The 26,113-nt window shown below is 73.5% G+C and carries 25 protein-coding genes; 10 read left to right on the top strand and 15 right to left on the bottom strand.

Annotated elements, in window-relative coordinates; genetic code table 11:
- Nucleotides 1–14: 14 nt before the first annotated feature.
- From LQK93_RS14705 to LQK93_RS14680, 6 genes are all read right to left on the bottom strand, one after another.
- Nucleotides 15–1,070, bottom strand: a complete 1,056-nt coding sequence (locus LQK93_RS14705; RefSeq protein ID WP_374968525.1) for a nucleotidyltransferase family protein — start codon at nucleotides 1,068–1,070, stop codon at nucleotides 15–17.
- Nucleotides 1,067–2,335 carry a UDP-N-acetylglucosamine 2-epimerase gene (gene neuC, locus LQK93_RS14700; RefSeq protein ID WP_374968524.1) on the bottom strand — a complete coding sequence of 423 codons (1,269 nt, stop codon included), beginning with the start codon at nucleotides 2,333–2,335 and terminating at the stop codon, nucleotides 1,067–1,069. The genes LQK93_RS14705 and neuC overlap by 4 nt, the downstream gene beginning before the upstream one ends.
- Nucleotides 2,336–2,340: 5 nt before the next feature.
- Nucleotides 2,341–3,399: an N-acetylneuraminate synthase family protein gene (locus LQK93_RS14695; RefSeq protein ID WP_374968523.1), complete on the bottom strand. Its 1,059-nt coding sequence runs from the start codon at nucleotides 3,397–3,399 to the stop codon at nucleotides 2,341–2,343.
- A complete protein-coding gene (locus tag LQK93_RS14690) occupies nucleotides 3,396–4,061 on the bottom strand; it encodes an acetyltransferase (protein WP_374968522.1) in 666 nt (221 codons plus the stop codon). The genes LQK93_RS14695 and LQK93_RS14690 overlap by 4 nt, the downstream gene beginning before the upstream one ends.
- Before the next feature lies 1 nt (nucleotide 4,062).
- Nucleotides 4,063–5,547 carry a hypothetical protein gene (locus LQK93_RS14685; protein WP_374968521.1) on the bottom strand — a complete coding sequence of 495 codons (1,485 nt, stop codon included), beginning with the start codon at nucleotides 5,545–5,547 and terminating at the stop codon, nucleotides 4,063–4,065.
- Between the two features lie 65 nt (nucleotides 5,548–5,612).
- Nucleotides 5,613–7,049, bottom strand: a complete 1,437-nt coding sequence (locus LQK93_RS14680) for a lipopolysaccharide biosynthesis protein (protein WP_374968520.1) — start codon at nucleotides 7,047–7,049, stop codon at nucleotides 5,613–5,615.
- Nucleotides 7,050–7,203: 154 nt separating this feature from the next.
- On the opposite strand from LQK93_RS14680, the gene LQK93_RS14675 reads away from it, so the two are divergent.
- The 3 genes from LQK93_RS14675 to LQK93_RS14665 are packed head-to-tail and all read left to right on the top strand — an operon-like array spanning nucleotide 7,204 to nucleotide 9,844.
- Nucleotides 7,204–8,283, top strand: a complete 1,080-nt coding sequence (locus tag LQK93_RS14675) for a Gfo/Idh/MocA family protein (protein ID WP_374968519.1) — start codon at nucleotides 7,204–7,206, stop codon at nucleotides 8,281–8,283.
- Nucleotides 8,280–9,059 carry a cytidylyltransferase domain-containing protein gene (locus LQK93_RS14670; RefSeq protein ID WP_374968518.1) on the top strand — a complete coding sequence of 260 codons (780 nt, stop codon included), beginning with the start codon at nucleotides 8,280–8,282 and terminating at the stop codon, nucleotides 9,057–9,059. Before LQK93_RS14675 ends, LQK93_RS14670 begins: the two co-directional genes overlap by 4 nt.
- Entirely contained in the window at nucleotides 9,056–9,844 is a 789-nt protein-coding gene (locus tag LQK93_RS14665; RefSeq protein ID WP_374968517.1) for an SDR family oxidoreductase, read from the top strand. The genes LQK93_RS14670 and LQK93_RS14665 overlap by 4 nt, the downstream gene beginning before the upstream one ends.
- A 98-nt stretch (nucleotides 9,845–9,942) precedes the next feature.
- Here the strand turns inward: LQK93_RS14665 and LQK93_RS14660 are convergent, their stop codons facing one another.
- Complete coding sequence (locus LQK93_RS14660) at nucleotides 9,943–10,962, bottom strand: LLM class F420-dependent oxidoreductase (protein ID WP_374968516.1); 1,020 nt, start codon at nucleotides 10,960–10,962, stop codon at nucleotides 9,943–9,945.
- Nucleotides 10,963–11,035: 73 nt separating this feature from the next.
- Between LQK93_RS14660 and LQK93_RS14655 the strand changes: the two genes are divergently transcribed.
- Nucleotides 11,036–11,500, top strand: coding sequence for a CoA-binding protein (locus LQK93_RS14655; RefSeq protein ID WP_374968515.1), 465 nt, complete (start codon nucleotides 11,036–11,038; stop codon nucleotides 11,498–11,500).
- Nucleotides 11,501–11,527: 27 nt separating this feature from the next.
- Nucleotides 11,528–12,205 (top strand): alpha/beta fold hydrolase, encoded by a 678-nt coding sequence (locus tag LQK93_RS14650; protein WP_374968514.1) that lies wholly within the window; start codon nucleotides 11,528–11,530, stop codon nucleotides 12,203–12,205.
- A gap of 20 nt (nucleotides 12,206–12,225) precedes the next feature.
- Here LQK93_RS14650 and purE read toward each other — a convergent pair whose 3' ends face one another.
- The 8 genes from purE to LQK93_RS14610 all read right to left on the bottom strand — a co-directional run bounded on the left by purE (nucleotide 12,226) and on the right by LQK93_RS14610 (nucleotide 19,588).
- Complete coding sequence (gene purE / locus LQK93_RS14645; protein WP_374968513.1) at nucleotides 12,226–12,771, bottom strand: 5-(carboxyamino)imidazole ribonucleotide mutase; 546 nt, start codon at nucleotides 12,769–12,771, stop codon at nucleotides 12,226–12,228.
- The gene (locus tag LQK93_RS14640) at nucleotides 12,768–13,961 is read right to left on the bottom strand and encodes a 5-(carboxyamino)imidazole ribonucleotide synthase (RefSeq protein WP_374968512.1); all 1,194 of its coding nucleotides are present in this window, start codon (nucleotides 13,959–13,961) and stop codon (nucleotides 12,768–12,770) included. The genes purE and LQK93_RS14640 overlap by 4 nt, the downstream gene beginning before the upstream one ends.
- A gap of 21 nt (nucleotides 13,962–13,982) precedes the next feature.
- On the bottom strand, nucleotides 13,983–14,630 hold the full coding sequence (locus LQK93_RS14635; protein WP_374968511.1) for a GtrA family protein: 648 nt from the start codon (nucleotides 14,628–14,630) through the stop codon (nucleotides 13,983–13,985).
- 106 nt (nucleotides 14,631–14,736) lie between these two features.
- A complete protein-coding gene (locus LQK93_RS14630; RefSeq protein ID WP_374968510.1) occupies nucleotides 14,737–15,765 on the bottom strand; it encodes a sensor histidine kinase in 1,029 nt (342 codons plus the stop codon).
- A gap of 2 nt (nucleotides 15,766–15,767) precedes the next feature.
- Nucleotides 15,768–16,445, bottom strand: a complete 678-nt coding sequence (locus LQK93_RS14625) for a response regulator transcription factor (RefSeq protein ID WP_374968509.1) — start codon at nucleotides 16,443–16,445, stop codon at nucleotides 15,768–15,770.
- A 145-nt stretch (nucleotides 16,446–16,590) separates the two neighbouring features.
- Nucleotides 16,591–17,436, bottom strand: coding sequence for an enoyl-CoA hydratase/isomerase family protein (locus tag LQK93_RS14620; protein ID WP_374968508.1), 846 nt, complete (start codon nucleotides 17,434–17,436; stop codon nucleotides 16,591–16,593).
- 33 nt (nucleotides 17,437–17,469) lie between these two features.
- A complete protein-coding gene (locus LQK93_RS14615) occupies nucleotides 17,470–18,666 on the bottom strand; it encodes an adenylate/guanylate cyclase domain-containing protein (protein WP_374968507.1) in 1,197 nt (398 codons plus the stop codon).
- 7 nt (nucleotides 18,667–18,673) lie between these two features.
- The gene (locus tag LQK93_RS14610; RefSeq protein WP_374968506.1) at nucleotides 18,674–19,588 is read right to left on the bottom strand and encodes a biotin--[acetyl-CoA-carboxylase] ligase; all 915 of its coding nucleotides are present in this window, start codon (nucleotides 19,586–19,588) and stop codon (nucleotides 18,674–18,676) included.
- A 24-nt stretch (nucleotides 19,589–19,612) separates the two neighbouring features.
- Here LQK93_RS14610 and LQK93_RS14605 point away from each other — a divergent pair, with 24 nt between their 5' ends.
- From LQK93_RS14605 to LQK93_RS14585, 5 genes are all read left to right on the top strand, one after another.
- Complete coding sequence (locus LQK93_RS14605) at nucleotides 19,613–21,277, top strand: acyl-CoA carboxylase subunit beta (protein ID WP_374968505.1); 1,665 nt, start codon at nucleotides 19,613–19,615, stop codon at nucleotides 21,275–21,277.
- Nucleotides 21,274–21,507, top strand: coding sequence for an acyl-CoA carboxylase subunit epsilon (locus LQK93_RS14600; RefSeq protein WP_374968504.1), 234 nt, complete (start codon nucleotides 21,274–21,276; stop codon nucleotides 21,505–21,507). The genes LQK93_RS14605 and LQK93_RS14600 overlap by 4 nt, the downstream gene beginning before the upstream one ends.
- A 166-nt stretch (nucleotides 21,508–21,673) precedes the next feature.
- Nucleotides 21,674–23,581, top strand: a complete 1,908-nt coding sequence (locus LQK93_RS14595; protein ID WP_374968503.1) for a protein kinase — start codon at nucleotides 21,674–21,676, stop codon at nucleotides 23,579–23,581.
- Nucleotides 23,582–23,654: 73 nt separating this feature from the next.
- Nucleotides 23,655–25,349 carry a DUF885 domain-containing protein gene (locus LQK93_RS14590; protein WP_374968502.1) on the top strand — a complete coding sequence of 565 codons (1,695 nt, stop codon included), beginning with the start codon at nucleotides 23,655–23,657 and terminating at the stop codon, nucleotides 25,347–25,349.
- Nucleotides 25,350–25,426: 77 nt separating this feature from the next.
- On the top strand, nucleotides 25,427–26,104 hold the full coding sequence (locus LQK93_RS14585) for a Maf family protein (RefSeq protein WP_374968501.1): 678 nt from the start codon (nucleotides 25,427–25,429) through the stop codon (nucleotides 26,102–26,104).
- Nucleotides 26,105–26,113 lie beyond the last annotated feature (9 nt).

Here is a 26,113-nt window from a genome sequence, read left to right as displayed (position 1 = left end):
CGTCTGGTCGTCGCTCACGGGTGGCCCTTGGCGCGGGCCAGGTCCTTCGGTGTGCCGACGTCGATCCACTCGCTCTGGATGGGCCACGCCGTGACCGGCTCCTCGCGCCCGAGGCAGGTCTCGACCAGGCCCGGCATGGTGCTGGCCTCGCCGGCCGGCAGCCAGGCCAGCGCACGTGGCTCGACGGCATACACCGCCGCGTTGATGTCGAAGGTCAGCGTCGGCTTCTCGGAGACACCCGTGACCCGGCCGTCCGTGCTCTCGACGACTCCGAAGGGGACCTCGTGCTGGTACGTGCGCGTCGCCACCGTGAGGACCGCGCCTGAACGCCGGTGGGCATCGAGCAGGTCCTCCGCGTCGAACTCGACCATGAGGTCGCCGTTCATGACGAGCACGGGCGCGTCGAGGTCGGGTCGCTCCTCGCGCAGCAGCGTGAGCGAGCCGGCCGTGCCGAGTGGCCGGTCGGGGTCCTCGCGCAGGTAGCGCACCGTGCAGCCGAGGCGGGAGCCGTCGCCGAGGTGCTCCTCGATCTGGTCCGCGAGGTAGTTGACGCTGACGTAGATGTCTCGGATGCCGTTGCCGACGAGACCGAGCACGATCCACTCGAGGATGGAGCGCCCGGCCACGGTCATCAGCGGCTTGGGCGTGTCCTTGGTCAGGTGGCCGAGGCGGGTGCCGCGGCCGCCGGCCATCACGACCGCGACGTTGGGCAGCGGTGGGGACCCCACGACGTCCGAGAGGGTGTGGAGGCCGACGAGGACGCCGGTCCCGTCGAGGGCGGGCACCGCGGAGATGCGCAGCGCCTGCATGAGGTCGAGCACGAGGGCTCGGGGAGAACCTGCCGGGACGACGTGCGGCGAACGCGTGGCGTGGTCGAGCGCGGGGTCCTCCAGGCTCGAGCCCTTGAGGACGGCCCGGCGCAGGTCCCCGTCGGTGAGCAGTCCGGCGAGCCGGCCGTCGTCGTCGACGAGGAGGCAGACGAGCGTGGCGCTGCGGTCGACGACCTCGAGGGCCTCGCGGATGGTGGCCGTGGTCGGCGCGCAGGCCGCGCGCAGGTCTCGAGCCGTCACTCCTCCTCCTCCTCCTCCCGGTCGGTGTGGTCGGTGTGGTCGTTGTGGTCGGCCTGGTCGGCGTGGACCGGCATCGCCGGCGCTGTCGCCGCCCTCGACGACCGCAGGTCGCGGAACGGCTTGACCCGCGGCGCGAGTGCCGCTGTCCGAACGATATCGAGGATGCGGGCGCTGGCCTCACCGGTGCCATAGGGGTTGGTGACGTGGGCCGAGTGCTCCCGCCACCGGGGCGCCAGGGCAGTCCGCAGCGCGGACTCCACCGCGGCCCGTCCCTCGGCCGCGTGCACGACGTTGTCGCCGCGCAGCCGCCCCCGCTGCCGCTCGCCGATGTCGACCGCGGGGACGTGCAGGGTGGCCGCCTCGATGACGCCGGAGCTGGAGTTGCCGACCACGACGTCGGCGCTCGCGAGCACGCGCGGATAGTCGCGCCCGAGGGCCGCGACGAGACGCAGCCGCGGCTCGCCGGCCGCCACCGCGGTGAGGGCGGCGAGGATCTCGTCGCGACCGTCGTCCATCCCGGGGTGGGTGGCGACGACGGTGCCGCACGTGGCCAGGGCCGCCAGGGCCGCCTCACGGGCCCACTCGCCCACCGGGGCGTCGGGGTGGGCGGTCGGCGGGTGGTAGGTGAACAGCGCGAGGGGTCGCTCGACGGGGGCGCCGACCAGCGCAGCCAGCTCCTCGTCGGGAAGGGGCCGCGCGGCCGCGAGCCGGTCCAGCCCCGGCGCTCCGGTCACGTGGATGCGCTCGGCCGGCTCGCCGAGCTGACGCACCCGGGCGGCGGCGTCCTCCGAGGCGACGCAGTGCTGGTCGGCCAGCTTCGTGACGGCGTGCCGGACCCGCTCGTCGAGCGCCCCTTCGGTCACCTCTCCCCCGTGCAGGTGCACGACCGGCACCCCGAGCAGCACCGCCGGCGGCACGATGTACAGCAGCTCCCACCGGTCGCCGAGGACGACCAGCACGTCCACCGAGTGCTCGCGCAGCACGATCCCGGTGGCCCGCGACAGGACGGCTCCCTGCTCGAGCTGCGCCTCGACGCCGACCTCGGCCATGGGCTCGGCGAGCGGCACGACGACGTCACGCCACGCTTCCTCGGAGGCGCTCGTGGGCAGGGCCGCGACGAGGTCGTCGGCGGCATACATGACTCCCGTCAGCACGCGCAGGGCCACGTCGTCGGCGCGCTGCAGGGCCTCGAGGACGGGCGAGAGCGGGCCGAGGTCGGCGCGCGTCCCGACGAAGGCGGCGATGGTGAGGGGGGCGAACACCACGCGGCTCAGGGCTCGAGGTCGGCGTCGGTGACGGGGGCGCCGGCCTCGACCGCGCGGGCCACGACGCGCCCGCGGATGTCGACGGCGGGGCTGACGCCGCCCTCGGGACGCAGCAGCTGCAGGTCGTCGCCGGTCAGCTCGGTGCCCGCAGAGAGCGCGTGCGCGGCGTGCCAGGACCGGCGCACGAGCACGGCGTTCTCCTCCTCCGACGGCATGCGCACCTTGACGCCGTCGCCGAGCGCGCGGGCCAGCTGCTTCGTCGAGGCCACGTAGTCGGTGAGCTCGGCCGGCTCGAGGCTCGCCAGGTGGTCGGGTCCCGGGAGCGCGCGGTCGCTCGTGAAGTGCTTCTCGAGGATCGGCGCCCCGAGCGCGACGGCGCCGAGCGCCGTCGTGAGACCGGGCGTGTGGTCCGACCAACCCACGGGTATGCCGTGCCGCTCGGTCAGGCGCGGGATGACCCGCAGGTTGCACTCGTCGACGGGCGCGGGGTAGGCCGAGACGCAGTGGAAGAGGACGAGCCCGGGGGCGTCGGCGCAGGCCTCGACCGCGGCCTCGACCTCCTCCTCGGTGCCCATGCCGGTCGAGACGAGCAGGACGACCCCGAGCCGCGACATCTCGCGCAGGTAGGGCAGGTTGGTCAGCTCGCCGGAGCTCACCTTGAGGGCCGGCAGCCCCAGCTCGACGAGCATCTCGGCGCTGTCGAGGTCGAAGGGCGTCGAGAGGAAGGTCGTGCCGGCCTCGGTGGCGTGGTCGCGCAGCTCGACCCAGGCCTCCTTGGGCAGGGTGAGCGCCTCGAGGAGGCTGCGCTGGTCGGTCGAGCCGCCGCGGTCGCGCTGGTAGGGCGTGGTGGCGGCCGCCGACGAGACGAGCTTGTCGGGCGAGAAGGTCTGGAACTTCACCGCGTCGGCGCCCGAAGCCACCGCGATGTCGACGAGCCGGTGGGCCAGGTCGATGTCGCCGTTGTGGTTCACGCCCGCCTCGGCGATCACGAAGACGTCACCGGGCGTCGGCACGAGCACCGTGCCGATCGGGACCGGTGTCACGGCATTCAACGGGTCGCTCATGCGGGATCTCCAGACAGGTGGGGGGCCGGGGTGGCTCGGGGGCGCACGCTAGCCGGGACGCCGACGACCGTCTCGCCGTCGGGGACGTGGGCGGTCACCACGGCGCCGGCACCGACGGTGACGCCAGCCCCCACCGTGACGAGCGGCAGCACCCGGGCGCCGCTGCCGACGAGGGCCCCGTCACCGACCGACGCGCCGCCGAGGACGACGGCGCCGGGAGCGATGTGGGCGCCGACGCCCACGCGGCAGTCGTGCTCGACGACGGCCGCGGTGTTGACGAGCGTCGCCTCCCCCAGACGGCTGGCGGGGCCGACGTGGGCGTGCTCCAGCACGACGCAGCCGGCTCCGAGGATGCTTCGGTGCGAGACGGTGGCGGTGGCGGCCACGACGGGCGGGACGGAGAGCCCGCGGGCCAGCAGCTCGCGGACCAGACGCGTACGGGCCGGCCCTGCCCCGATGGCCACGACGAGACGAAGCCCCCGGGCTGTCGCGAGCTCCAGGGCCGCCCGGTCGTCGCTCAGCACCTCGACGTGCCACGGCTGCCCCTGCGGGGCGCTGCCGGAGACGGCGACGACCGCCTGGCCGGCGCGCTCGAGCACGTCGACGACCGAGCGGGCGTGGCCGCCGGCGCCGAGGACGACCCAACCGGCCTCGTCGGTCACCTCAGGCCGTCCCGGTCGACGGGTGTCCGGCGCCCGCGGCTGCGGACGGCCGCGCCGCGGCGTCATCGGCGGGGACGCCGGGCCGGTGGCCGAGCGAGGCAGCCGCCTCGGCGAGGGCGCCGCCGACCTTGCGGATGTTGTCGGGTTCGAGGACCGCAGGCACGCGCGGCGGGTCGAGCACGAGGCCCTCCCACGAGTTGCGCACGTACTCGCGGACGAACCACTCGTCGATGGACGCCTGGTCGGCGCGCAGCGACTCCCACCCGCGGTCCGCGACGAACTGCGTGAGGTCGTCGGGCGAGTCGAGGCGCGCGACGTTGCCGAGCCCGCTCCACGGCATCTCGGCCCCGGTGACGACGGGAAGCCCGAGCAGCCCGGCCTCGAGCCCCACCGTGCCGGTGGCCGTGACGGTGAAGACGGCCTGCTTCATCAGCTCACGGGAGTCGGCGAACGGGTCGATCGCGGCGATGTTGGGGTGCGCGTCGAACTGCGGCCAGTAGTCGGGGTCGCGGCGCCACATGAAGTGCGCGTGCTCCTTGACGGCGACACCGATGTCGAGCGGCGCGAGCGCCTCGGCGAGGACCCTGGCGGTGTAGGCCTGGTCGCGCCACTCCTGGCCCATGACGTCGGCGCTCGACTCGGGCTGCACCTGCAGCGGCAGGAACACGAACTTCTCGGGCACGGGGTCCCAGCGACGGCCCTGGTACTCGCGCAGGTTGAGGCGCGCCTTGACCGGGTTGAGCCAGGGCAGGCGGGCGTAGTCCGACGGCTTGGGCAGCTGGAGGTTCGCACCCCGGTCGAGGGCGAACTCCTTGATGCGGTCGCTCGCGAGCCGCCAGATCTCCTGGCCGGTCTCGACCTGCAGGTTGCGGGCGAAGCCCATCGGCCGGCCGTGCTCGGCGCGCCACGTGTCGATGAACTGCTGGCCGGCAGCCACAGCCGAGGGGTCCTCGACCTGCCGCTCCCACAGCGTGATGCCCTTGGGCGCGCCGATGAGCCCGAAGCGGTCGGACGGCAGCCGTATGCCGCGTGGCCAGGTCGCCAGCCCGCCGTGGTGGGTGACGAGACCAGCGGTCAGCAGCTCGGAGGTCACGGTGAACTCTACGAGGGCCAGCACGGGGCCGCTCTCGGCGATGACGGCCTCGAGCTCCTCGGCGGCGAGGTTGAGGAAGTTCATCGCGGTGTCGACGCGGTTGCGGCGCAGCGCCCGCTCCGACACGAGCATGTCCAGGGGGTCGAGACCCACGCCTGCGCAGGCCCGCTTGAGCGCGGCGTGGGGCGCGAGGCCACTGACGACGTTGGCTTTGCGCGCGGCGGCATACGGCAGCCGGACGATGGTGGCGCGCGGGGCGTGCCGGCGCACCCAGGAGAGGTTGGCGTCGGTCCGCGCGATGAGCACGAGGTCCTTCGTCTCGAAACCGGCGTGCACCAGCGCAGGGACGAGCAGGTCGTCGTAGCCCAGGCCCATGTGGACGAGCGGTGTCACCACGAAAGCGTCTCTCCTGCGTGTCGGTGCCGCCGGCCCGGGGTGGGCCGCACGAGCGCCTCATCCTATCCGCGCAGCACCCGCATGATCCGCGGCGCGAGGACGAGGGCGCCTGCTGCGACGAGCGCGGCGAGGGCCAGGCGCAGCCAGGCTCCGGGACCGTCGAGGGGCAGGACGGCGCCCGCGAGCGCCAGCGCCGCCCCGCCCAGGGCCACCACAGCCACCCGGGGCGGCCACCGCAGCGGGGAGTGCGTCCGGGCGAAGCCGGTCGTCAGGGCCATGAGCACGACGTAGCCGAGGGCCTTGGCCACGGCGATGACCACGACGCCGCCCGTGGCCCCTGCCCCGGGCGCGAGCCACAGCGCGACGAGCACGACGACGGCCAGGGCGGCCAGCGCCGACCAGGCGAGTCGCCCGGTGCGCTCCGCGTCGAGGACGGCCAGCGAGGATCCCTGGTAGAGCATGTACGAGATCGACACGGTGCAGATGACGCCGAGGGCGCCCACCATCGCGACGTGGTCGAAACCGGGGTCGGCCATGACGGCGACGAGCCACGGCCCGAGCAGCGCCACCCCCGCCGCTCCCGCCGCGACCACGGTGGTGAGGGCCGTGCCCGTCCGGGCCGTCCACGCCCACCGGCGCTCGAGCGGGTGCGACAGCACGAGCGGACCCCACGCGTTGAAGAGGGCGACCGCGAGCACGAAGGGCATGTTCCCGAGCTGGAGGGCGACCTGGTAGGTGCCGGCCCCCGCCTCGCCCACGAGGGCACGGGCGAGCAGGACGTCGCCGGAGAGCAGGCCGAGCATGGCGGCCGCCTGTGGGAGCAGCGGCGCGGCGAGGCGGATCCCTGCCTTGACGCGCTCGCGCTCGACGGTCGGCGGCAGCGGCCGCGCGAGGGCCAGCGCCAGGACAGCCGCCACGAGCACGACGCCTGCGTATGCCGTCAGGTACCTCCCCGCGGTGGGCTCGCCACGCGCCGCAAGCAGTCCGGCGAGCTGGGCCCCGACCGTCGCGAGGACGGCGAGGGCCAGGAAGCCCCACGGCTGCAGGCGTGCCCGCATCAGGGTCTGGCCCGCGACCACGGTCGTCAGTGCCACCGCGGCCACCACCAGCGGCACCCACTGCCCGAGGTCGGCGTGGCCCGTTGCCGACAGGACGAGGGCCAGAGCGAGGCCCACGACGCCGAGCCCGACGGCGAGCAGGACCATCGTCCCGGCGAGGGCCCGGGCGACGCGCGGCCCCTCGGCGCCGCGGTGGTGCTCCCGCAGGACCACCTGCGGCAGGCCGGCGGCAGCGATGGTGCCGACCATCTGCACGAGGACGAGCCCCGTCGCCACGCGGCCGAACTCTGCGGCCCCCAGCACCCTGGTTGCGAAGGGCAGCACGAGCAGCACCCCCAGGCCCTGCAGGGCCGTGCCCACGAGGTAGATGACCGCATGGCCGCCGAGCGACGCACCGGGACGGCCGGCGGTGGGCGCAGGGCTGACGGGCGGGCGGGGCACAGACCCGAAGGTACCGGTGACGTGGGAACCACCCGCCCAGCCACCCGCGCACTTCGGAACCGGGCGCCCACCGGAGGCGGGGTGCGGCGGTCCGGCCGCCGTGCGGGTGGCGCCGACGTGCGCGGTCGGCGGCCTCGTCCTCTAGCCTGCAGGGATGCCGAGCCTGTCGCCGTCCTCGATGCGCGTCGTCGTGCGTGGCTCCGGTTCCATCGGGCAGCGCCACGCGCGGGTCTTCCGCCAGGAGGGCGCCGACGTGGCGCTCTGGCCGGTCCGCGACCGCGGCCTGGGCCCGGACGCCGCCGACACCGTGGACGAGGCGACCGGCGCGCGCCTGCTCGACGACTCGACCGGCCCCGCGGCGCTGCGAGATGCCCTGGTCGTCGTCGCGACCGACACCTCCCGCCACGTCGCCGACGCAGTGCAGGCGCTGGACTCGGGCGCGACCGCCGTCCTCGTCGAGAAACCCGTCGCCGCGACGGCCCGTGAGGCGACGGCCCTGACGGACCACCCCCGGTCCGGGGACGTGTGGGTCGCCGCTCCCCTGCGGGCGCACGCGGCGTTCCGGCACCTGCACCGCCTGGTGGGTCGCCTGGACCAGGGCGGGTCGGCCCACGTGTGGTCACAGTCCTGGTTGCCCGACTGGCGGCCCGCCCGCGACTACCGGGAGTCCTACTCCGCCCGCCCGGACGAGGGTGGCGTGCTGCGCGACCTCGTCCACGAGATCGACTACGCCACAGTGCTGTTCGGCGTGCCCACACTGGTCGGGGCTCGTGTCGCGACGAGCGGTCCGCTGGACATCGCCGCCGACCAGGCAGCCACCCTGCTCTGGGTGGCGGGTCGTTTCGACGTCACGGCGCGCCTCGACTACACCACCCGCCCCACGACCCGCGGCATCGTCGTCCACTCCCCCGGCGGCATCCTCGAGTGGGACGTGGTGCGCGCCGCGATCCGTCACACCACCCCCGACGGCGACGTGACGGAGCAGGTCTTCGACCACGACCTCGACCGCGACATCGTCATGGGCACGCAGGCGCGGGCCGCGCTCGAGCTGCGCGCCTGGGCGCCGGCACAGCAGCGCATCCCGCGGGGAGCGCCCGCCACCCTCGCCGAGGGCGTGGCCGCCGTCCGTCTCTGCGACGAGGCCCGCGCCTTCGACGCGCGCTGCACCACCCCCGTCACCGGCTCCCAGCGCGACGCCCGGCACGACCGGCACGACACGGAGGACGGCTCGTGACCGACCCGACGCCGCGTGTGCTCGCCGTCATCCCCGCGCGTGGGGGCTCCAAGGGCCTGCCCGGCAAGAACGTCCGGCCCCTGCGGGGGCTGCCGCTCCTCGCCCACAGCATCCGCGCCGCGGCACTGACGCCGGAGGTCACCAGGTGCGTCGTCACGACCGACTCGGCCGAGATCGCCGAGGTCGCCCGTGCCCACGGTGGCGACGTGCCCTTCCTGCGCCCGGCCGGGCTCGCCGCCGACGACACCCCGATGGCCCCGGTGGTCCGCCACGCCCTCGAGTGGGTCGAGGGCGTGGAGGGCACGGCATACGACGCCGTCCTCCTGCTCGACCCGACGAGCCCGGCCCGGGTCCCCGCGCAGCTGGCCGAGGCGGTGCGGCGCCTCACGGCCGACCCGGCCCTCGACGGGGTCATCAGCGTCTCCGAGCCCACCTTCAACCCGGTCTGGGTCGGAGTGCGCCCCGACGACGCACGGGATGGTGCCCTCACGAGGTTCTTCCCGGCGGGCACGGGCGTCACCCGCCGCCAGGACGCCGGGCGCTTCCTGAGGATCAACGGCAACTTCTACCTCTGGCGGGCCGACTTCGTCCGTCGCCTCGAGTCCTCGTGGTTCGACGAGGGCACCCACGAGGGCCTCGAGATCCCCGAGGCCCAGGCGTTCTCGATCGACGACGACTACGAGTTCCGGCTCATCGAGGCCCTCGTCGACGCCGGCCTCATCTCCCTGCCATGGATCGAGACAAGCGCCACGACCGCCCCGGAGGACGCCCGATGACCAGTGCACCGACCACCGACCTCAGCGGGCGCACCGCCGTCGTGACCGGCGGCGCCGGCCCGCTCGGCCGCGTCCTGTCCGACGCCCTCGCCTCGGCCGGGGCGCGTGTCGTCGTGGTCGACCTCGACGAGTCCGCCTGTGCCGCAACCGCGAACGACCTGCACGGCTCGGGCCACGTCGCCCTCGGAGCCAACCTCCTGGACCCACAGGGCCTGTCGCACGTCGTCGAGGCCGTCACCGACCTGGGGGCCTGCGACGTGCTCGTCAACAACGCCGCCTTCACCGGCACCTCCGGAGTGCCTGGGTATGCCGTCCCGTTCGAGGAGCAGACCGACGAGGCCTTCGCGATGGCGCTCGGCCTCAACCTCACCGCGCCCTTCTCGCTGACGCGTCGCCTCGCTCCGCTGCTGCGCGCCGGCGGTCACGGCAGCGTGGTCAACGTCTCGAGCATCTACGGGCTCGTCGGCCCCAACATGGGTCTCTACGAGGGCACCCGGATGGGCAACCCGGCCGCCTACGCCGCCAGCAAGGGCGGTCTCGCGCAGCTGACGCGCTACCTCTCCACCGTGCTGGCACCGCAGGTGCGGGTCAACGCCTTCGCCCCGGGCGGCATCGCGCGCGGCCAGGACGAGGCGTTCGTCGAGCGCTACGAGCGGCTCACCCCGTTGGGCCGGATGGGCACCGAGGACGACTTCCGCGGGGTGGTCACCTGGCTCGCCTCGGACGCGTCGGCGTACGTCACCGGGCAGGTCGTGGCCGTCGACGGCGGCTGGACCGCCTGGTAGCCGTCCCGGCTCCCCACCCGTCCACTCGCCACCCGGTGACGGGTCGACGTGTCAGCGCGTCCCAGCAGATGCGCTGACACATCGACTCGCGGGTCGGGTCAGGCCTTGAGCTCCGGGGCCACCGTCTGCTCGAAGAGCTCGATGCCCGAGCGGTCGTAGGCGGCCTCGGCGAAGTACGTGATGGCATACGTCATGCCTCGCGACTCCATGTCCTTCAGCATCGTGGTGATCTTGTCGGGCGTGCCGACCGCAGGCTGCTTGCGGAGGTCATCGACGGCGCCGGCGGCCTTGTCGGCGGCCACGCCGCCCTTGCGCAGCAGCTCGCCGTAGAACTGGAGGCGGTCCTCGACGTCGGCCTCGGTCTCGCCGATGACGACGTTGTAGTTGGCCGAGCGGACGATCTCTCCGAAGTCGCGGCCGAGGTCCTTGCAGTGGCCCTGGAGGACCTCGCTCTTGTGGTCGAAGCCCTCGGGGCTGCCGTCGAAGTTCGTGTAGTCGGCATACTGCGCCGCGATCTTCAGCGTCACCTTCTCGCCACCGCCGGCGATCCACATCGGGATGCCGTTGGTCGCGCTGCCCGGGTGGCTCGTGCCCTGCAGGGGGCGGGGCGCGCAGATGGCGCCGTCGACCTGGTAGTACTTCCCGTCGAGCGTGGCCGAGCCCTTCGTCCACATGTCGCGGAAGACCTGCACGCCCTCGCGGAGCGCCCCCAGGCGGTCGCCGGCCTTGGGGAAGCCGTAGCCGTAGGCGCGCCACTCGTGCTCGTACCAGCCGGCGCCGATCCCCATCTCGGTGCGGCCGCCGGAGATGACGTCGACGGTGGCGGCGACCTTGGCGAGGTAGGCAGGGTTGCGGTAGGCCATGCACGTGCACATCTGGCCGAGACGCACGCGGCTCGTGGCGGCACCGAAGGCGGCCATCAACGACCACGCCTCGTGCGTCGCCTCGTTCGAGGGCTCGGGAACCGTGTGGAAGTGGTCGTAGACCCAGATCGACTCGAAGACGTCGCCGTCGTCGGCGTGCTTGGCGAGGTTGACCATGACCTCCCACTGCTGGGCCGGCTCGATGCCGACGAGGTCCATCCGCCAGCCCTGGGGCACAAACATTCCAAATCGCATCTGCTCATCCAACCACGGCCGACTGGACGAGCGCTGGACAGGACGGATCGGGCACCCGTGTGAGGATGGCGCCATGAGCGCGCACCGCAACGACCCCGCCGTCATCCGCGACCTGCTCCACACGCCGGCCACCTGGGCCGTCGTGGGCCTCGGCGCCAACCCCGACCGGACGGCATACGCGGTCTCGCTGTGGCTCCAGCGTGAGCTCGGGCTGCGGCTGGTACCGGTGCACCCCAGCGCGGCGAAGGTGCACGGCCGGCAGGGCTACGCGACGCTCGCCGACATCCCGGACGGCACGGTGGTCAAGGTCGTCGACTGCTTCGTCAACAGCCAGCGAGTGGGCCAGGTGGTCGACGAGGCGATCGCCGAGCGCGAGCGACTGGGCATCGAGGCGCTGTGGCTGCAGCTCGGCGTCGTCGACGAGGACGCGGCCGCCCGGGCAGAGGCCGCGGGCCTGGCCGTCGTCATGGACACCTGCCCGAAGATCGAGTACCCCCGCATCCAGCCGGGCGACGGCGCCAACGCCGTCACCGACTGAGGCCACCGAGGCGACCGGGAGCCGACGGTGGCAGCAGTCCCCCTGCACGCCCGGCGCTGGGGCAGCCCCGGTGCGCGGCCGCCCGCTCTCCTCGTCCACGCGACGGGCGAGAGCGCAGGCGACTGGGCGCAGGTCGCGGAGGGGCTCGCGGGCGACCGGCTCGTCGTCGCCGTCGACCTGCGCGGGCACGGCTCGAGCCCACGGCCCGGCAGGTACGCGCTCACCGAGCTCGCGGAGGACCTCGAGGCGGTCGCGGAGGGTCTCGCGTCCCAGTACGGTCGCCCCGTCGACGTCGTGGCCCACTCGCTCGGCGGGCTCGTCGCATGCCTGCTCGCGAGCCGGCGTCCCCAGCTCGTCCACCGCCTCGTCCTCGAGGACGTCCCGGTGCCGCACCCTCGGGAGCCGCAGCCCCCGACCCGGCCCGACGGCGACCTGGCCTTCGACTGGGAGGCGGTGCTGCAGATCCGAGCCCAGATCGACCAGCCCGACCCGGAGTGGGCCCAGATCATCGCGGGCATCCGGGCACCGACGCTCCTCGTCTGGGGCGGTCCGAGCAGTCCGATGCCGAGCGAGCACGTCAGGGAGCTGGCCGAGACGGTCGCCGACGGCCGGCTCGTACGGATCGACGCGGGACACCTGGTCCACGCGAGCCAGCCGGCCGTCTTCACCGCAGTCGTGCGCGGCTTCCTGGCGCTGCCCGACTGAGACCGTGGCGCGGCGCAGGCTCAGTCCAGGCCGCGCGCGACCTCGTCGCGCAGCCTCACGCCCTTGGCGTGGGCCTGGTCGCGCAGCTCCGCCTGGAAGGCGACCATCTGCTCGCGCACCTCGGCGGCCAGCTCGTCACTGCCGGTCCCGACGATCCGTGCGGCCAGCAGGCCGGCGTTGCGAGCCCCGCCGATCGAGACCGTGGCGACCGGCACCCCGGCCGGCATCTGCACGATCGAGAGCAGCGAGTCCATGCCGTCGAGGTACTTCAGGGGCACCGGGACCCCGACCACCGGCAGGGGCGTCACGGACGCGAGCATGCCCGGCAGGTGCGCGGCTCCCCCGGCACCGGCGATGATGACGCGCAGGCCACGGGCAGCAGCCCCCTGGCCGTAGGCGATCATCTCGTCCGGCATGCGATGGGCCGAGACGACGTCGGCCTCGTAGGGGATGCCGAACTCCTCGAGCGCCCGGGCCGCCTCGCGCATCACGGGCCAGTCGCTGTCGCTGCCCATGACGATCCCGGCCACGGGAGCCGGGGCCCGACCCACGGCGTCGATGCTCATTCGGTGATCACTCCTCGCAGGTAGTCCGCGGCGTGGCCCGCGCGCTCACGTGCGTCCTGCAGGTCCGCGCCGCTGACGTTGACGTGGCCGATCTTCCGGCCCGGTCGCACGCCCTTGCCGTAGACGTGCACCTTGGCGCCGGGGTCGCGCGCCATGATGTGCCGGTATGCCGGGTAGAGGTGCTCGTAGTCACCGCCCAGCACGTTGGCCATGACGGTCCAGGGCGCCCGAGGGCGCGGGTCGCCGAGCGGCAGGTCGAGCACCGCCCTCAGGTGCTGCTCGAACTGGCCCGTCACGGCGCCGTCCATCGACCAGTGGCCGCTGTTGTGCGGGCGCATGGCCAGCTCGTTCACGACGTAGGAGGACCCACCGTCGGGGGCGGGGACCTCGAACATCTCGACGGCCAGCACCCCGGTCACGCCCAGCTCACCGGCGATGCGCAGCGCGGCCTCGGTGGCCACGGAGGCGAGGTCGGCGTCGAGCCCCGGGGCGGGGGCCAGCACCTCGGTGCAGATGCCGTCGGTCTGGACCGTCTCGACGACCGGCCACGCGGCGGCCTGGCCCGACGGGCTGCGGGCGATGAGGACGGCGAGCTCGCGGACGAAGCCGACCTTCTCCTCGAGCAGGAGCCCGCCCTCGAGGGGGCCCGGCTCGCCGATGCGCTCGATCCATTCGGTGAGGTCGTCGGCGGAGGAGGCGATCGCGACACCCTTGCCGTCGTAGCCGCCACGCGGGGTCTTGGCCACGATGGGCCAGCCGACCGCGTCGCCGAAGCTCGTCACCTCGTCGGCGGTCGTGGCGCGGGTCCACCGGGGGCAGGCGATCCCGAGCGCGCCGAGCCGTTCACGCATGGCGAGCTTGTCCTGCGCGAAGTGCAGGGCGGCCCGCGAGGGGTGCAGCGCCACGCCGTCGGCCTCGAGCGCCTCGAGCACGTGCGGCGGCACGTGCTCGTGGTCGAAGGTGACCACGTCGCAGTGCTCGGCGAAGGCCCGGATCGCCTCGTAGTCGGTGTGCTCACCCACGGGCGAGCTCGGCACGACGAGGGCAGCAGCCGCCGTGTCGCTCTCGGCGAGCACCGAGAGCTGGATGCCGAGCTCGACGGCCGGGCCCTGCATCATGCGGGCGAGCTGTCCACCCCCGACCACGCCGACGACGGGGAATCCTCCGGGGGCGCGCTTGGGCTGGCTCACGACCGCCAAGCCTAGTGGGCGTCAGCCGACCGGGTCGTGCCGGCCCGACCGGGGCAGGGCCCCAGCGGGCTGGTCCGCAGCAGCGGTGTCGTCGTCCTCGCTGAGGACCGCCTCGACGTGGGCCGGGTCGGCGAGCTCCGGGTGCTTGGTGCGCACGGCGGCGAAGGTCCAGACCTTGTTGAGCACGAAGGAGACCGGGGTGACCACGGCGATGACGATCAGCTGCGCCCAGTAGAGCCGCGTCCGGAAGCCGGTGGAGTCGTCGAGCAGGGCCAGCGAGAGGTGGATCGGCGAGTCGAGGTGCATCAGCATCGTCAGCAGCACCAGTCCGACCACCTGACCGAGCAGGCCCACAGCCAGGAAGGGCCAGTACTCGCGCCACCAGCGCGCGTGCCGGCTCGTGCCGAAGGTCCACGACCGGTTGAGCTGGAAGTTCCAGAGGTTGGCCACGAGGAAGGCGATGGTCGAGTAGAGGTGGTACCACCGGACGTTGTACTCGGTGCCGGGCAGACCCACGATCGCCTGGTCGAAGCTCGGCCCGAGCTTCTTGACGACGACGAGCGTCAGCAGGTTGACGAGCACGCCCGAGGCGCCCACCACCGCGAACCGGAGCAGCAGCAGCCAGTTGTGCCGGTGGCGCACGAACAGGTACTCATGCAGGCGCCTCACCGGGGCACCCTATCCCGCTGAGCAGGGAGTTCCGGGCTGCTTCGAACCGGTGCACGCAGGTGGTCCGGGCCGTCCCGGACCACCTCGCGCGAGACTGCCCCAGCCGTCAGTCGGTCTCGGCCTCGGAGAGGAACAGCGCGAACCTCGCGGGCTGGGCCTGCACGAGATCGAGGCGGCCGCCGTTGGACTCGGCGAGGTCGCGGGCGAGCGCGAGCCCGAGGCCGGTGCTGCCGCCGGCGCCGCTGCTGACGGAGCGCTCGAAGATGTGGGGCGCCATCGCGGCGGGCACGCCGTCGCCCTGGTCGCTGACCTCCACGATCACCGACGGCCCGGACCGACGGGCGTGGACGTCGACCGTGCCGCGGCCGTGGACGAGGGAGTTCTCGAGCAGCGTGGAGAGGACCTGGGAGAGCGCGACCGGCGTCGAGCGGACGAAGAGGCCGCGCTCGCCGCGCACGCGCACCGACCGGCGGGCCTGCTCGAAGGCGGGCTGCCACTCCCGCTGGAGGGCCGCGATGACGGAGTCGAGCGACACGGCCGGGGCGGGGCCGCCCGCGCCGCGGGTCCGCCCGAGCAGGTCGTCGACGACCCTGGTGAGGCGCTCGACCTGGGCGATGGCGATCGTCGCCTCCTCCTTGACCACGTCGGCGTCGTCGGTCTCGGAGATCTCCTCGAGGCGCATCAGCAGGGCCGTCAGGGGGGTGCGCAGCTGGTGCGAGGCGTCCGCGGCGAAGTCGCGCTCGGCGGCGAGCGACTTGGTCATGTCGTGCGCGCGACGGGTCATGACCCCCGAGACGAGGTCGATCTCCTCGATGTCGGAGTGGACGGGCGTGAGGCGGGGCTCCCCCGCGGCGAAGCGGGTCGCGAGCTCCACGAGATCACGGGAGGAGCCCTCCACGTGAGCGCGGATGCGCGAGGTGAGCGCGTACCCCGCCACACCGCTCAGGACTGCCACGACCACCATCACGGCAGCGAACCGGGCGACGCCCACCGACGGCCCGGAGGCGACCATCTGGCCGACCGCACCCGGGCGCTGCGTGAGCGTCCAGGCGACCACGGCGGTGGACAGCAGCACGCACAGCCCGGCACAGACGGTGGCCACGAAGAGGGCCAACCGGTCGAGCACGCCACGCATCGTCACTCCGCCTGGGGACGCTCGAAGCGGAAACCGACACCTCGGACGGTCGCAATGTACTGCGGGGAGGTGGCGTCGTCCCCGAGCTTGCGCCGGAGGACGGAGATGTGCATGTCGAGGGTCTTGGTCGAGCCGAACCACGCGGTGTCCCAGATCTCGCGCATCAGCTGCTCGCGGGAGACGACCTTGCCCTGCTCGCGCACGAGGACCCGGAGCAGGTCGAACTCCTTGGCCGTCAGCTGCAGCTCGTCCTCCTTGAACCAGGCGCGGCGCCCGTCGGAGTCGATGCGCACGAGCTCGCCGGACGCGACAGGCTCGGTGGGCGTGCGGCGCAGCAGGGCCCGCACGCGGGCGAGCAGCTCGGCCAGCCGGAACGGCTTGGTGACGTAGTCGTCGGCGCCGGCGTCGAGCCCGACCACGGTGTCCACCTCGTCGGCGCGGGCGGTGAGGATGAGGACCGGGATGGCGCGGCCCTCGGCGCGAATCCGGCGGCACACCTCCAGGCCGTCGATCTTCGGCAGGCCGAGGTCGAGCAGCACGAGGTCGGGGTTCTCCTTGGCGCCGTCCAGCGCCGCGAGCCCGTCCTCGCGCACGTCGACGTCGTAGCCCTCGCGTCGCAGCGCGCGCGCCAGCGGCTCGGAGATGGCTGTGTCGTCCTCCGCCAGGAGCACTCGGGTCATGTCACCGTCCTCAACAGGTCTGCCGGCTCGGGGGGCACCGACCGACGTGAGCCTATCGACAACCGCCCGATTTGCACCCTCGGCGGCCTCACGACATCGGTGCACCGCGCCGTGCCGTGGGCGGACGCGGCGGCGCCGGTCGCGCTCAGCGTCCCGGCCACACCGGTCGCCGCTTCTCCGCGAAGGCCGCCACGCCCTCGCGCCGGTCGCCGGAGAAGGCGGTGGCCCGCCAGCACGCGTCCTCGATCTCGAGGCCGGCGGCGAGGTCGACATCGGCACCCAGGCGCATGGCGCGCTTGGCGCTGCGGAGCCCGACCGGCGAGTTGGCGGCGATGGTGGCGGCCAGCTCGAGCGCCCGGTCGCGAGCGGACCCCGTCGGCACGACCTCGTCGACGGCCCCGAGCTCGAACGCCTCACGCGCCGGCATCCGGGCGGCGCTGAAGATGGCCCTGGCGGCCCGCGACCAGCCGACGCGGCGCACGAGCAGCTGGGTGCCGCCGCCGCCGGGGATCACCCCGACGCCCACCTCGGGCAGACCGACGGTCGCGCCCTCGCCCGCGACGACGACGTCGCACGAGAGCGCCAGCTCGAACCCTCCGCCCAGCGCGAAGCCGTCCACCGCGGCGATCGCCGGGACCGGCAGCCCCAGCACCCCGCCGTATGCGGCGCGGGCGACGGGACGCTGCGCCATGAGGTCGGCGTCGGTGAAGGAGTTGCGCTCCTTGAGGTCGGCGCCGACGCAGAAGGCCTTCCCGTGGCTGGACGTCAGCACCACGCAGCGCACGGACTCGTCGGCGGCCACCTGGGCCGTCGCGGCCGCGATGGCCCGGGCCATGGCCGTCGAGACGGCGTTCATCGCCTCCGGGCGGTCGAGCACGATCTCGGCGACGTGCGCGAGCTCGGGGGTCTCGAAGCGCTCGACACGCACGAGGGCGGGCTGCTGGGCCCGCTCGCTCGCGGCGGCGTCCGGAGCGGTCGGCGTCGACGGCATACGGCGGTCTCCTCGGAGTCAGGTGGTGCGGAGTCAGGTGGTGTGGGGCTCGGGGTCGGGGGGCGCGGGGCGGGACGACGCAGGCGCCGAGGATGCCGAGGATGCCGAGGATGCCGAGGATGCCGAGCCGGCGGCCTCGGGAGCCGCTGCGGGCGAGGTGGAGCGCCTCGCCGGTGAGGTCGCGCGCCGCAGCAGCGAGGGGGTCACCGGCCCGACGCCGCGCAGGATCCGCCGGCGCTGGCCGGTCAGCTCGAACCCCGACAGGCTCGCGAGCTCGCGCGCCATCGTCGCGTCGACGAGCACGGTTCCCGCCTGCGCCACCGCGGTCAGGCGCGAAGCCCGGTTGACGGTGGTGCCGAAGACGTCGCCGAGGCGGGAGATGATCGGGCCGCGGGCCATGCCGCAGCGCACGTCGGGCAGCACGTCGTCCTGCGCCATGGCCTCCACCAGGTCGAGGGCGATGGCCGCGGCGGGCGCGGCACCCATCGTCGTGAAGAGCACCTCGTCGCCCACCGTCTTGATGAGCCGGCCACCGTGGGCGGTGATGACGTCTGCCGACAGCGCCTCGAATCGCGACACGAGCCGGGCGAGGTCGCGCTCGGACATGCGCCGCACCAGAGCCGTGAAGTTGACGAGGTCGGCGAAACCGACCGAGCGCATCTTCGTCATGCCGTAGGACTCGGGGTCGGCGTCGGCGAGCATGCGAGAGACGGTCGCCGACAGGTGGCGGCGCCAGGCGTAGACGAGGAGCGGCTCGAGCCGGTCGGTCAGGACCGAGAGGCGCTTGGCCGTCTCGGTCGCGGTCTCGGTGCTCGGCACCGAGCGGGTCTCGCCCTCGGCGGTCTCCCCCTCGTCGCCGAGCGCGGCCGTCATGTGCGCCTCGACTTCCTCGGCGATCAGCTGCGACTGCCAGCCGGCAAGGCGGTCCGCCGAGCGGGCGAAGGCGCGCGTCATGGCCAGGGCGGTCTGCTCGTCGAGGAGGCCGTCGCGCACGATGCCGGCGACCGCGGTCAGGGCCTTCTGGTCGGCCTCGGTGAACAGCTCGTCGTCGGTGTCGACCACGGGGAAGCCGAGCGCGTGCCAGAACTTGCGCGCCGAGACCAGCGACACCTCGGCGCCCCGGCTCACGTCGCGGCGCCGCAGCTCGAGCGGACGCCCGAGCAGCTGCTCGGTGTAGTCGTCGCTCGGCCGCCTGGCTGGCTCTGCGCCAGGGCTGCCCGGCTCGGTCATGCCCCGATCATGCCAGCCCGCCGGACGCCTTCCGGACGTGCACGACGTCCCCGGCGGCGAAGGCGCGGGTGCCCTGCTCCGTGCGCACCAGCAACCCCCCGTCGTCGTCCACGCCCACGGCCGTCCCCTCCACCGCGTCGCCCGTGGGCAGGTGCACGCGCACCTGCAGCCCGACGGTCGAGCAGGCCTGCCGGTATGCCGTCCGCGCCGCGGCTGCCTCCGAGGGTGTGGGTGCCTGGGCGCCTGCGGACCCGCCGGCGCCCGGCAGGACCGTGACGAGGTGGTCGAGGTAGGCGACCAGCAGGTCCTCGCGGCGCACCGGCGCACCGGCGAGCGCGAGGGAGGTGGCGGTGTCGACGGGCAGCTCCTCGCGGGTCTGGTCGACGTTGACCCCGGTCCCCACGACCACCGCCTGCCCGGCAGCGTGCGCCGGTCCCGCGCCGTGTGCGACGAGCTCACAGAGGATGCCGCTGACCTTGCGGTCGCCGTCGTCGGCGAGGAGCACGTCGTTGGGCCACTTCAGCCGGGGGCTGAGCGGGTGCCCGGCCGCCTCGGTCACCTCGCGCACGGCACGGGCCAGCGCGAGCCCCGCCAGCAGCGGCATCCAGCCGGCCTGCGACGGGTCCGCCACGGGCACCGCGACGCTGACGGCGAGCGAGGCGCAGTCGGGGACGGTCCACGCGCGGCCCAGCCGCCCGTGGCCGCCCGTCTGGTGGTCGGTGAGGACGACCCACCAGAGCCCGCGCACGTCGTCGGCCGGCCCGGCGGCATACGTCCTCGGTGGTCCGGAAGGCGTGGTGAGCAGCTCGCGAAGCCGCGTGTTGGTGGAGCCGAGGGTGGGGTGCAGCTCGACCTCGCGCCACGGTCGCCCGGACGTGACCAAGGCCGCACTGACAGAGTCCGAGTCGAGCGGGATGCGCACGCGCACAAGGCTAGAGTGCCCAGCATGGCAACCGAGCACGCCGTGGCAGAGCAGCCGACCAGTACCCCCGAGCAGAGCAGCACCCCCGACCCGGGAGGGGCGACCGGTCCCGACCTCACCACCACTGCGGGCAAGCTCGCGGACCTCAAGCGACGCGTCCAGGAGGTCGCGAACGCCGGCTCCGAGCGGGCGGTCGAGAAGCAGCACGCGCGCGGCAAGAAGACGGCCCGCGAGCGCATCGAGATGCTCCTCGACGAGGGCACCTTCATCGAGATGGACAAGTACGCCCGGCACCGCAGCACCCAGTTCGGCCAGGAGAAGAACCGGCCCTACGGCGACGGCGTCGTCACCGGCTACGGCACCGTCGACGGGCGCCAGGTCGCCGTCTTCGCGCAGGACTTCACCGTCTTCGGCGGCTCCCTGGGCGAGGTCTTCGGCGAGAAGATCGTCAAGGTCATGGACTTCGCCATGAAGATCGGCTGCCCGGTCATCGGGCTCAACGACTCCGGTGGCGCCCGCATCCAGGAGGGCGTGGTCTCCCTCGGCCTCTACGGCGACATCTTCTTCCGCAACGTGCGCGCGTCCGGGGTCATCCCGCAGATCTCGCTCATCATGGGGCCGTGCGCGGGAGGTGCCGTCTACTCCCCCGCCATCACCGACTTCACGGTCATGGTCGACAAGACCTCGCACATGTTCATCACCGGACCCGACGTCATCAAGACCGTCACCGGCGAGGACGTCGGCTTCGAGGAGCTCGGCGGCGCCTTGACCCACAACACGAAGTCGGGCGTCGCGCACTACATGGGCACCGACGAGCAGGACGCCGTCGACTACGTCAAGGCGCTGCTGTCCTACCTGCCGAGCAACAACCTGGAGACCCCGCCGGCCTACGGCGTCGGCGAGGCCGATCTCACGGTCACCGACGAGGACCGCTGGCTCGACACGTGCATCCCCGACTCGCCCAACGTGCCCTACGACATGAAGCAGGTCATCGAGCACATCGTCGACGACGGCGAGTTCCTCGAGGTGCAGCCCCTCTTCGCGCCGAACATCCTCACCGGCTTCGCACGCGTCGACGGCATGTCGGTCGGCATCGTCGCCAACCAGCCGACGCAGCTGGCCGGCTGCCTCGACATCGATGCGTCGGAGAAGGCCGCACGGTTCGTGCGCACCTGCGACTGCTTCAACGTGCCGGTGCTGACCTTCGTCGACGTGCCGGGCTTCCTGCCCGGCACGAGCCAGGAGTGGAACGGGATCATCCGCCGCGGCGCCAAGCTCATCTACGCGTATGCCGAGGCCACCGTCCCGAAGATCACCGTGATCACCCGCAAGGCCTACGGCGGCGCCTACGACGTCATGGGCAGCAAGCACCTCGGCGCCGACATCAACCTCTCCTGGCCGACCGGCCAGATCGCGGTCATGGGGGCCCAGGGAGCGGTCAACATCCTCTACCGCAAGGAGCTCGCGGCGACGGCCGCCGACGGCGGCGACGTCGAGGCGCAGCGCCAGGAGCTGATCACGCACTACGAGGAGACGCTGGCCAACCCCTACATCGCGGCCGAGCGCGGCTACATCGACACCGTCATCAGCCCCTCCAACACCCGGATGAACGTCACCCGTGCACTGCGGGCGCTGCAGAACAAGCGCGAGACGCTCCCGCCCAAGAAGCACGGGAACATCCCGCTGTGAGCGGCGACCCGACCCAGGCGCCCGCGGCGAGCTCCGACACGGCCACCATCCACGTGTCCGGCAGCCCGACCCCGGAGGAGCTGGCCGCGCTCGTCGTCGTCCTCTCGGCCCTCGGCGACCACGAGGCCGCTGCCGAGCGCATGCCTTCCCCGTGGTCCGACCCCTCCTGGCAGCTGGTCGGCCCGTCGGCACGGAGCGGCGGCTGGAGGAGCACCGGCCTGCCGCGGTGAGGCGCCGGCCGGTGCGCGCGCCGGTGCGCGGTGGCCGCGGCGGCGGTTGGGCAGTCCGACTCATCCCCCTTGTCCTAACTCCGCCCCTGCCGGAGGGGCGACCACGGGCCTGCGCGGACCCGCTCGGTTCGCCCAGCCGCAGGTGGGTCCTTTAGGCTCGTTGCCCATGTCCGTCGACTCCTCCCCCTCCGTCCGCCTCGCCCAGCGCTACCTGCTGCTCGAGCGCATCGCCGTCGGGGGCATGGGCGAGGTGCACCTCGCGACCGACGAACGGCTCGGTCGCCGGGTCGCCGTCAAGGTCCTCGCCCCGGTGTATGCGGACTCCCCCGACTTCGTCGAGCGCTTCCGTCGCGAGGCCCTGACGGCCGCAGCCCTCTCCCACCCGAACATCGCGCAGGTCTACGACTACGGCGTCGACGGGTCGGCCCACTTCATCGTCATGGAGCACGTCGAGGGGTCGGACCTCTCGCGCCTGCTGCGCGAGGGCGGCCGGATGACGCCCGCCGATGCGGTGCACGTGGCCGAGCAGGTGTGCGCGGCGCTCGCCGCCGCCCACCGAGCCGGCGTCGTCCACCGGGACATCAAGCCCGGCAACGTCATGGTGCGTCCCGACGGCACCGTCAAGGTCACCGACTTCGGGATCGCCCAGGCCCTTGGGCAGGCCTCGCTCACCGAGACCGGCACCGTCATGGGAACGGCTGCCTACGTGGCGCCGGAGCAGGCCCGCGGCCAGGCGACGAGCTCGGCCACCGACCTCTACTCGCTCGGCATCCTGCTCTTCCAGATGCTGACCGGCGCCGTTCCCTTCGAGGGCGACACCCCGGTCGCGATCGCGATGCGCCACCTCGACGAGCCGATGCCGCTGCCCAGCTCCCGCGTGGCCGGCCTGCCGGCGAACCTCGACGAGGTCGTCACCCGGGCCACCGCGAAGTCACCCCGCGACCGCTACCCCGACGCCGACGCCATGGCCGCGGCCCTTCGCGCCCACGAGCAGCGCGCCGAGGTCGCCACCCGCGCGATGCCCGTGGACGATGCCACGGCGGCGTTCGACGTAGCCCGCGATTTTCGACGAGACCCTCGCGGCCCCGCTCGCGCCACGGCCACCCAGGTGGTGCCGGCTGCCGCCGCCGCCGGACGCCCGACCCCAGCAGGGGACGACGACCGCACGGTCGTCGATGCTGCCGCCGGCGGTGCCCCGAGCGGTACCGCCGTGATGCCCGCGCTCGGCGCCGGCCTGGCGGGTGCGGGTGTGGGCATCGGCGCGGGGGCCGGCGCCGCTTCCGCCGGCGCCGCGCCCGGATACCCCTCACCCGATGCGGCCGCCCACCCGTCGATCGACGCCCCGGAGGCGGCCACGTCACGCTCTGCCGGTCGGCCGCAACGGGGGCGAGGCCCGAGTCCGCTCGTGTGGGGACTTGCCGGGCTGGTGGTCCTGCTCGTGGCGGCCCTCGTCGTCGTGCTGCTGCACCAGCCGCAGCCGCGGTCGGTGGCCTCTCCCGGCACCCGCCCCGCCGCTTCCGCCGCTCCCACCCCCTCGTCGGCAGCCCCCACGACGACCGCGCCGCCGTCTGACGGGAACACGGTCCCGGCCGACCTCGTGGGACGGTCCCGCGGGGCAGCCGTGTCCGACCTCATCTCGCGCGGGGTCAACGTGCGGTGGGTGCTCGTTCGCTCCTCCCAGCCGAACGACGCCGTCCTCGGCAGCTATCCGGCGCCGGGGCAGCCGCTGACGAAGGGGCAGACCGTCGCGCTCGTCGTCAGCCGTGCCAACGCGCCCGCGCAGGTCGACTCGACCTTCGTCGTGCCGGACGGGCTCGTCGGCACGAACGCGGACGCCGCGATGTCGCGCATCGACGCCAAGGACGTACGCGTCACGCAGGTGACGATTCCCTCCGCCGCCGGCGCCGGCCAGGTGGTCGCCACCTGGCCCGCTTCCGGGCAGCCGACCACCGAGGGCGTCGTCGTGCTTGTCGTGTCAGGCGGTGACACCGGCGGCCCAGCAGGAGGCCCGTCGGGTGACAGCCCGAAGCCCTCGAAGAAGGGCGACAAGGGGGGCAAGAAGAAGGGCGACTGACGGCGTTCGAGCAGCTCACGGCCGGGGGCCGAATGCACTGGCACCACGCCCTGCCCTCGACTACGTTCGCCGCGTGACGACCGACACCCAGACCACGCGGCCGCAGACCGACGTCGACCGCATCGCGGAGGCCTACTTCGACGCCGCCGTCGCCCTCAGCCCGATCACCGCCACCTATCTCGGCGTGCCCGGCCGCGAGGATGACCTCGACGACCTCTCCCCCGCGGGCAACGCAGCCCACTCCGACCTGCGCCGCCGTACCCTCGCCGAGCTCGCGGCGGCGACCCCCGCCGACGACGTCGATGCCGTCACGGTCGCCGCGATGACCGAGCGCCTGCAGCTCGCCGAGGACCGGTATGCCGCCGGGCTCGACGAGATGTCGCTCAACGTCCTCGCGTCGCCGCTGCAGAGCGTCCGCGACGTGTTCGACCTCATGCCGCAGGACTCGGCCGAGCACTGGCGCACCTTCGCGGTGCGCCTCGGCAAGATCCCGGCCGCGCTCGAGGGCTACAAGGAGTCGCTGCTGCTCGCCCGTGAGCGCGGCCAGGTCTCCCCCAGGCGTCAGGTCGTCGCCTGCGCCGAGCAGAGTCGCGACCTCGTCGCCGACGACGGCTACTTCGCCAAGGTCGTCGCCGACGCCACCGTCGACGGTGCGCCGCTCGAGGGCGACCTGCGCGACGCGCTGGCCACCGGAGCGCGGGCGGCGGCGACGGCATACTCGGAGATGGCCGACTGGCTCGAGCGCGAGCTGCTGCCGCACGCCCCCGAGGCGGACGCCTGCGGGATCGAGCGCTACCGGCTGGAGTCGCGCTACTTCCTCGGCGCGACGGTGGACCTCGAGGAGACCTACCGCTGGGGGCAGCAGGAGGTCGCCGACCTCCACGCGCAGATGGCCGAGATCGCCGAGGGCCTCGAGCCCGGCGCGACGGTTCAGCGAGGGGTCGAGATCCTCGACGCCGACGAGAGGTACCACCTGCACGGGACCGACGCGCTCAAGGCGTGGATGCAGGAGCGCGCCGACGAGGTCATCGACAACCTGAAGGACATCCACTTCGACATCCCGGAGCCCGTGCAGCGCATCGAGTGCATGATCGCCCCGACCCAGACCGGCGGCATCTACTACACCGGGCCGTCCGACGACTTCAGCCGGCCGGGCCGGATGTGGTGGTCGGTGCCCAAGGGCAACAACGAGTTCCGCACGTGGAACGAGCTCTCGACCGTCTACCACGAGGGTGTGCCGGGGCATCACCTCCAGGTGGCGCAGACCGTCTACCGCTCGCAGCTGCTCAACCGGTGGCGCCGCCTCGAGGCGTGGACGTCGGGCCACGGCGAGGGCTGGGCGCTCTACGCCGAGCGGCTCATGGCCGAGCTCGGCTACATGGACGACCCCGGCAACCGGATGGGCTGGCTCGCGGGGCAGTCCCTGCGTGCCGCACGTGTCGTCATCGACATCGGCGTGCACTGCGGGTTCGACGCGCCGGAGGAGGTCGGCGGTGGGGCGTGGGACTACGACAAGGCCTGGACCTACCTCACGCGCTACGGGTTCATGGACGAGAAGATCCTGCGCTTCGAGCTGAACCGCTACCTCGGCTGGCCGGGCCAGGCGCCCAGCTACAAGATCGGCGAGCGCCTCTGGCTCCAGCTCCGCGACGAGGTGAAGCAGCGCGAGGGCGACGCCTTCGACCTCAAGACCTTCCACCGCAACGCGCTCGACGTCGGCGGTGTCGGGCTCGACACGCTGCGGGCCGCGGTGCTGCAGGAGCTCTGAGGACTCGTCGCACCGACGGGCGGCGCCGCCTCCGCCGCGGAGGCGGCGGCGCCCGTTTCGCCCCCTACGATGGCGTCATGCCGCCGAGCCCCCTCCCCGACGTGCCGACCGTCCAGCTCGTCCTCGCCTCGGCATCCCCCGCACGCCGCGCCACCCTCCGCGCAGCCGGGATCGAGCCGGTGGTCGTGGTCAGCGACGTGGACGAGGACCTCGCCGTGGCAGAGGCCACCGAGCGCTACGGGCCGCTCGAGCCGGCCGACATCGCGTTGCTGCTGGCGCGCGCCAAGTCCGAGGACGTCGCGGCCCGCCTCGAGGACGGCGTGGTCGTGCTCGGTTGCGACTCGGTGCTCGAGCTCGACGACGAGGTGCACGGCAAACCGGCTGACGCGGCCGAGGCCGTGGCGCGCTGGCGTCGGATGCGCGGTCGCTCCGGCGTGCTGCACACCGGCCACTGGCTGATCGACGACCGCGCGCACGGCGGCGCGACCCTCGGGGCCACCGCCTCCACCACGGTGCACTTCGCGGCCCTGTCCGACGAGGAGATCGAGGCCTACGTCGCCACGGGTGAGCCGCTGACGGTCGCGGGCGCCTTCACCATCGACGGCCTCGGCGGCGCCTTCGTCACCGCCGTCGAGGGCGACCCCCACAACGTCGTCGGCCTCAGCCTGCCCCTGCTGCGCGAGCTGCTCGCCGACGCCGGCATCGGCTGGTTCGACGTGGTCGGGAGCCTGGGCTCGCGTCCCGAGGGTGGCTGACGCTCCGGG

The sequence above is a fragment of the Terrabacter sp. BE26 genome, from assembly GCF_041941675.1.
GTDB lineage: Bacteria > Actinomycetota > Actinomycetes > Actinomycetales > Dermatophilaceae > Terrabacter.
Note: the sequence above shows the minus strand (reverse complement) of the source record. Positions and strands in the feature narration are given on the sequence as shown.

What these genes read in the sequence shown, in the direction of transcription:
- purE (WP_374968513.1), bottom strand. Translation starts at nt 12,771, where the DNA reads ATGAGCATCGACGCCGTGGGTCGGGCCCCGGCTCCCGTGGCCGGGATC.
- LQK93_RS14695 (WP_374968523.1), bottom strand. Translation starts at nt 3,399, where the DNA reads ATGAGCGACCCGTTGAATGCCGTGACACCGGTCCCGATCGGCACGGTG.
- LQK93_RS14660 (WP_374968516.1), bottom strand. Translation starts at nt 10,962, where the DNA reads ATGCGATTTGGAATGTTTGTGCCCCAGGGCTGGCGGATGGACCTCGTC.
- LQK93_RS14665 (WP_374968517.1), top strand. Translation starts at nt 9,056, where the DNA reads ATGACCAGTGCACCGACCACCGACCTCAGCGGGCGCACCGCCGTCGTG.
- LQK93_RS14630 (WP_374968510.1), bottom strand. Translation starts at nt 15,765, where the DNA reads ATGCGTGGCGTGCTCGACCGGTTGGCCCTCTTCGTGGCCACCGTCTGT.
- LQK93_RS14675 (WP_374968519.1), top strand. Translation starts at nt 7,204, where the DNA reads ATGCCGAGCCTGTCGCCGTCCTCGATGCGCGTCGTCGTGCGTGGCTCC.
- LQK93_RS14585 (WP_374968501.1), top strand. Translation starts at nt 25,427, where the DNA reads ATGCCGCCGAGCCCCCTCCCCGACGTGCCGACCGTCCAGCTCGTCCTC.
- LQK93_RS14615 (WP_374968507.1), bottom strand. Translation starts at nt 18,666, where the DNA reads ATGACCGAGCCGGGCAGCCCTGGCGCAGAGCCAGCCAGGCGGCCGAGC.
- LQK93_RS14620 (WP_374968508.1), bottom strand. Translation starts at nt 17,436, where the DNA reads ATGCCGTCGACGCCGACCGCTCCGGACGCCGCCGCGAGCGAGCGGGCC.
- LQK93_RS14625 (WP_374968509.1), bottom strand. Translation starts at nt 16,445, where the DNA reads ATGACCCGAGTGCTCCTGGCGGAGGACGACACAGCCATCTCCGAGCCG.
- LQK93_RS14655 (WP_374968515.1), top strand. Translation starts at nt 11,036, where the DNA reads ATGAGCGCGCACCGCAACGACCCCGCCGTCATCCGCGACCTGCTCCAC.
- LQK93_RS14605 (WP_374968505.1), top strand. Translation starts at nt 19,613, where the DNA reads ATGGCAACCGAGCACGCCGTGGCAGAGCAGCCGACCAGTACCCCCGAG.
- LQK93_RS14595 (WP_374968503.1), top strand. Translation starts at nt 21,674, where the DNA reads ATGTCCGTCGACTCCTCCCCCTCCGTCCGCCTCGCCCAGCGCTACCTG.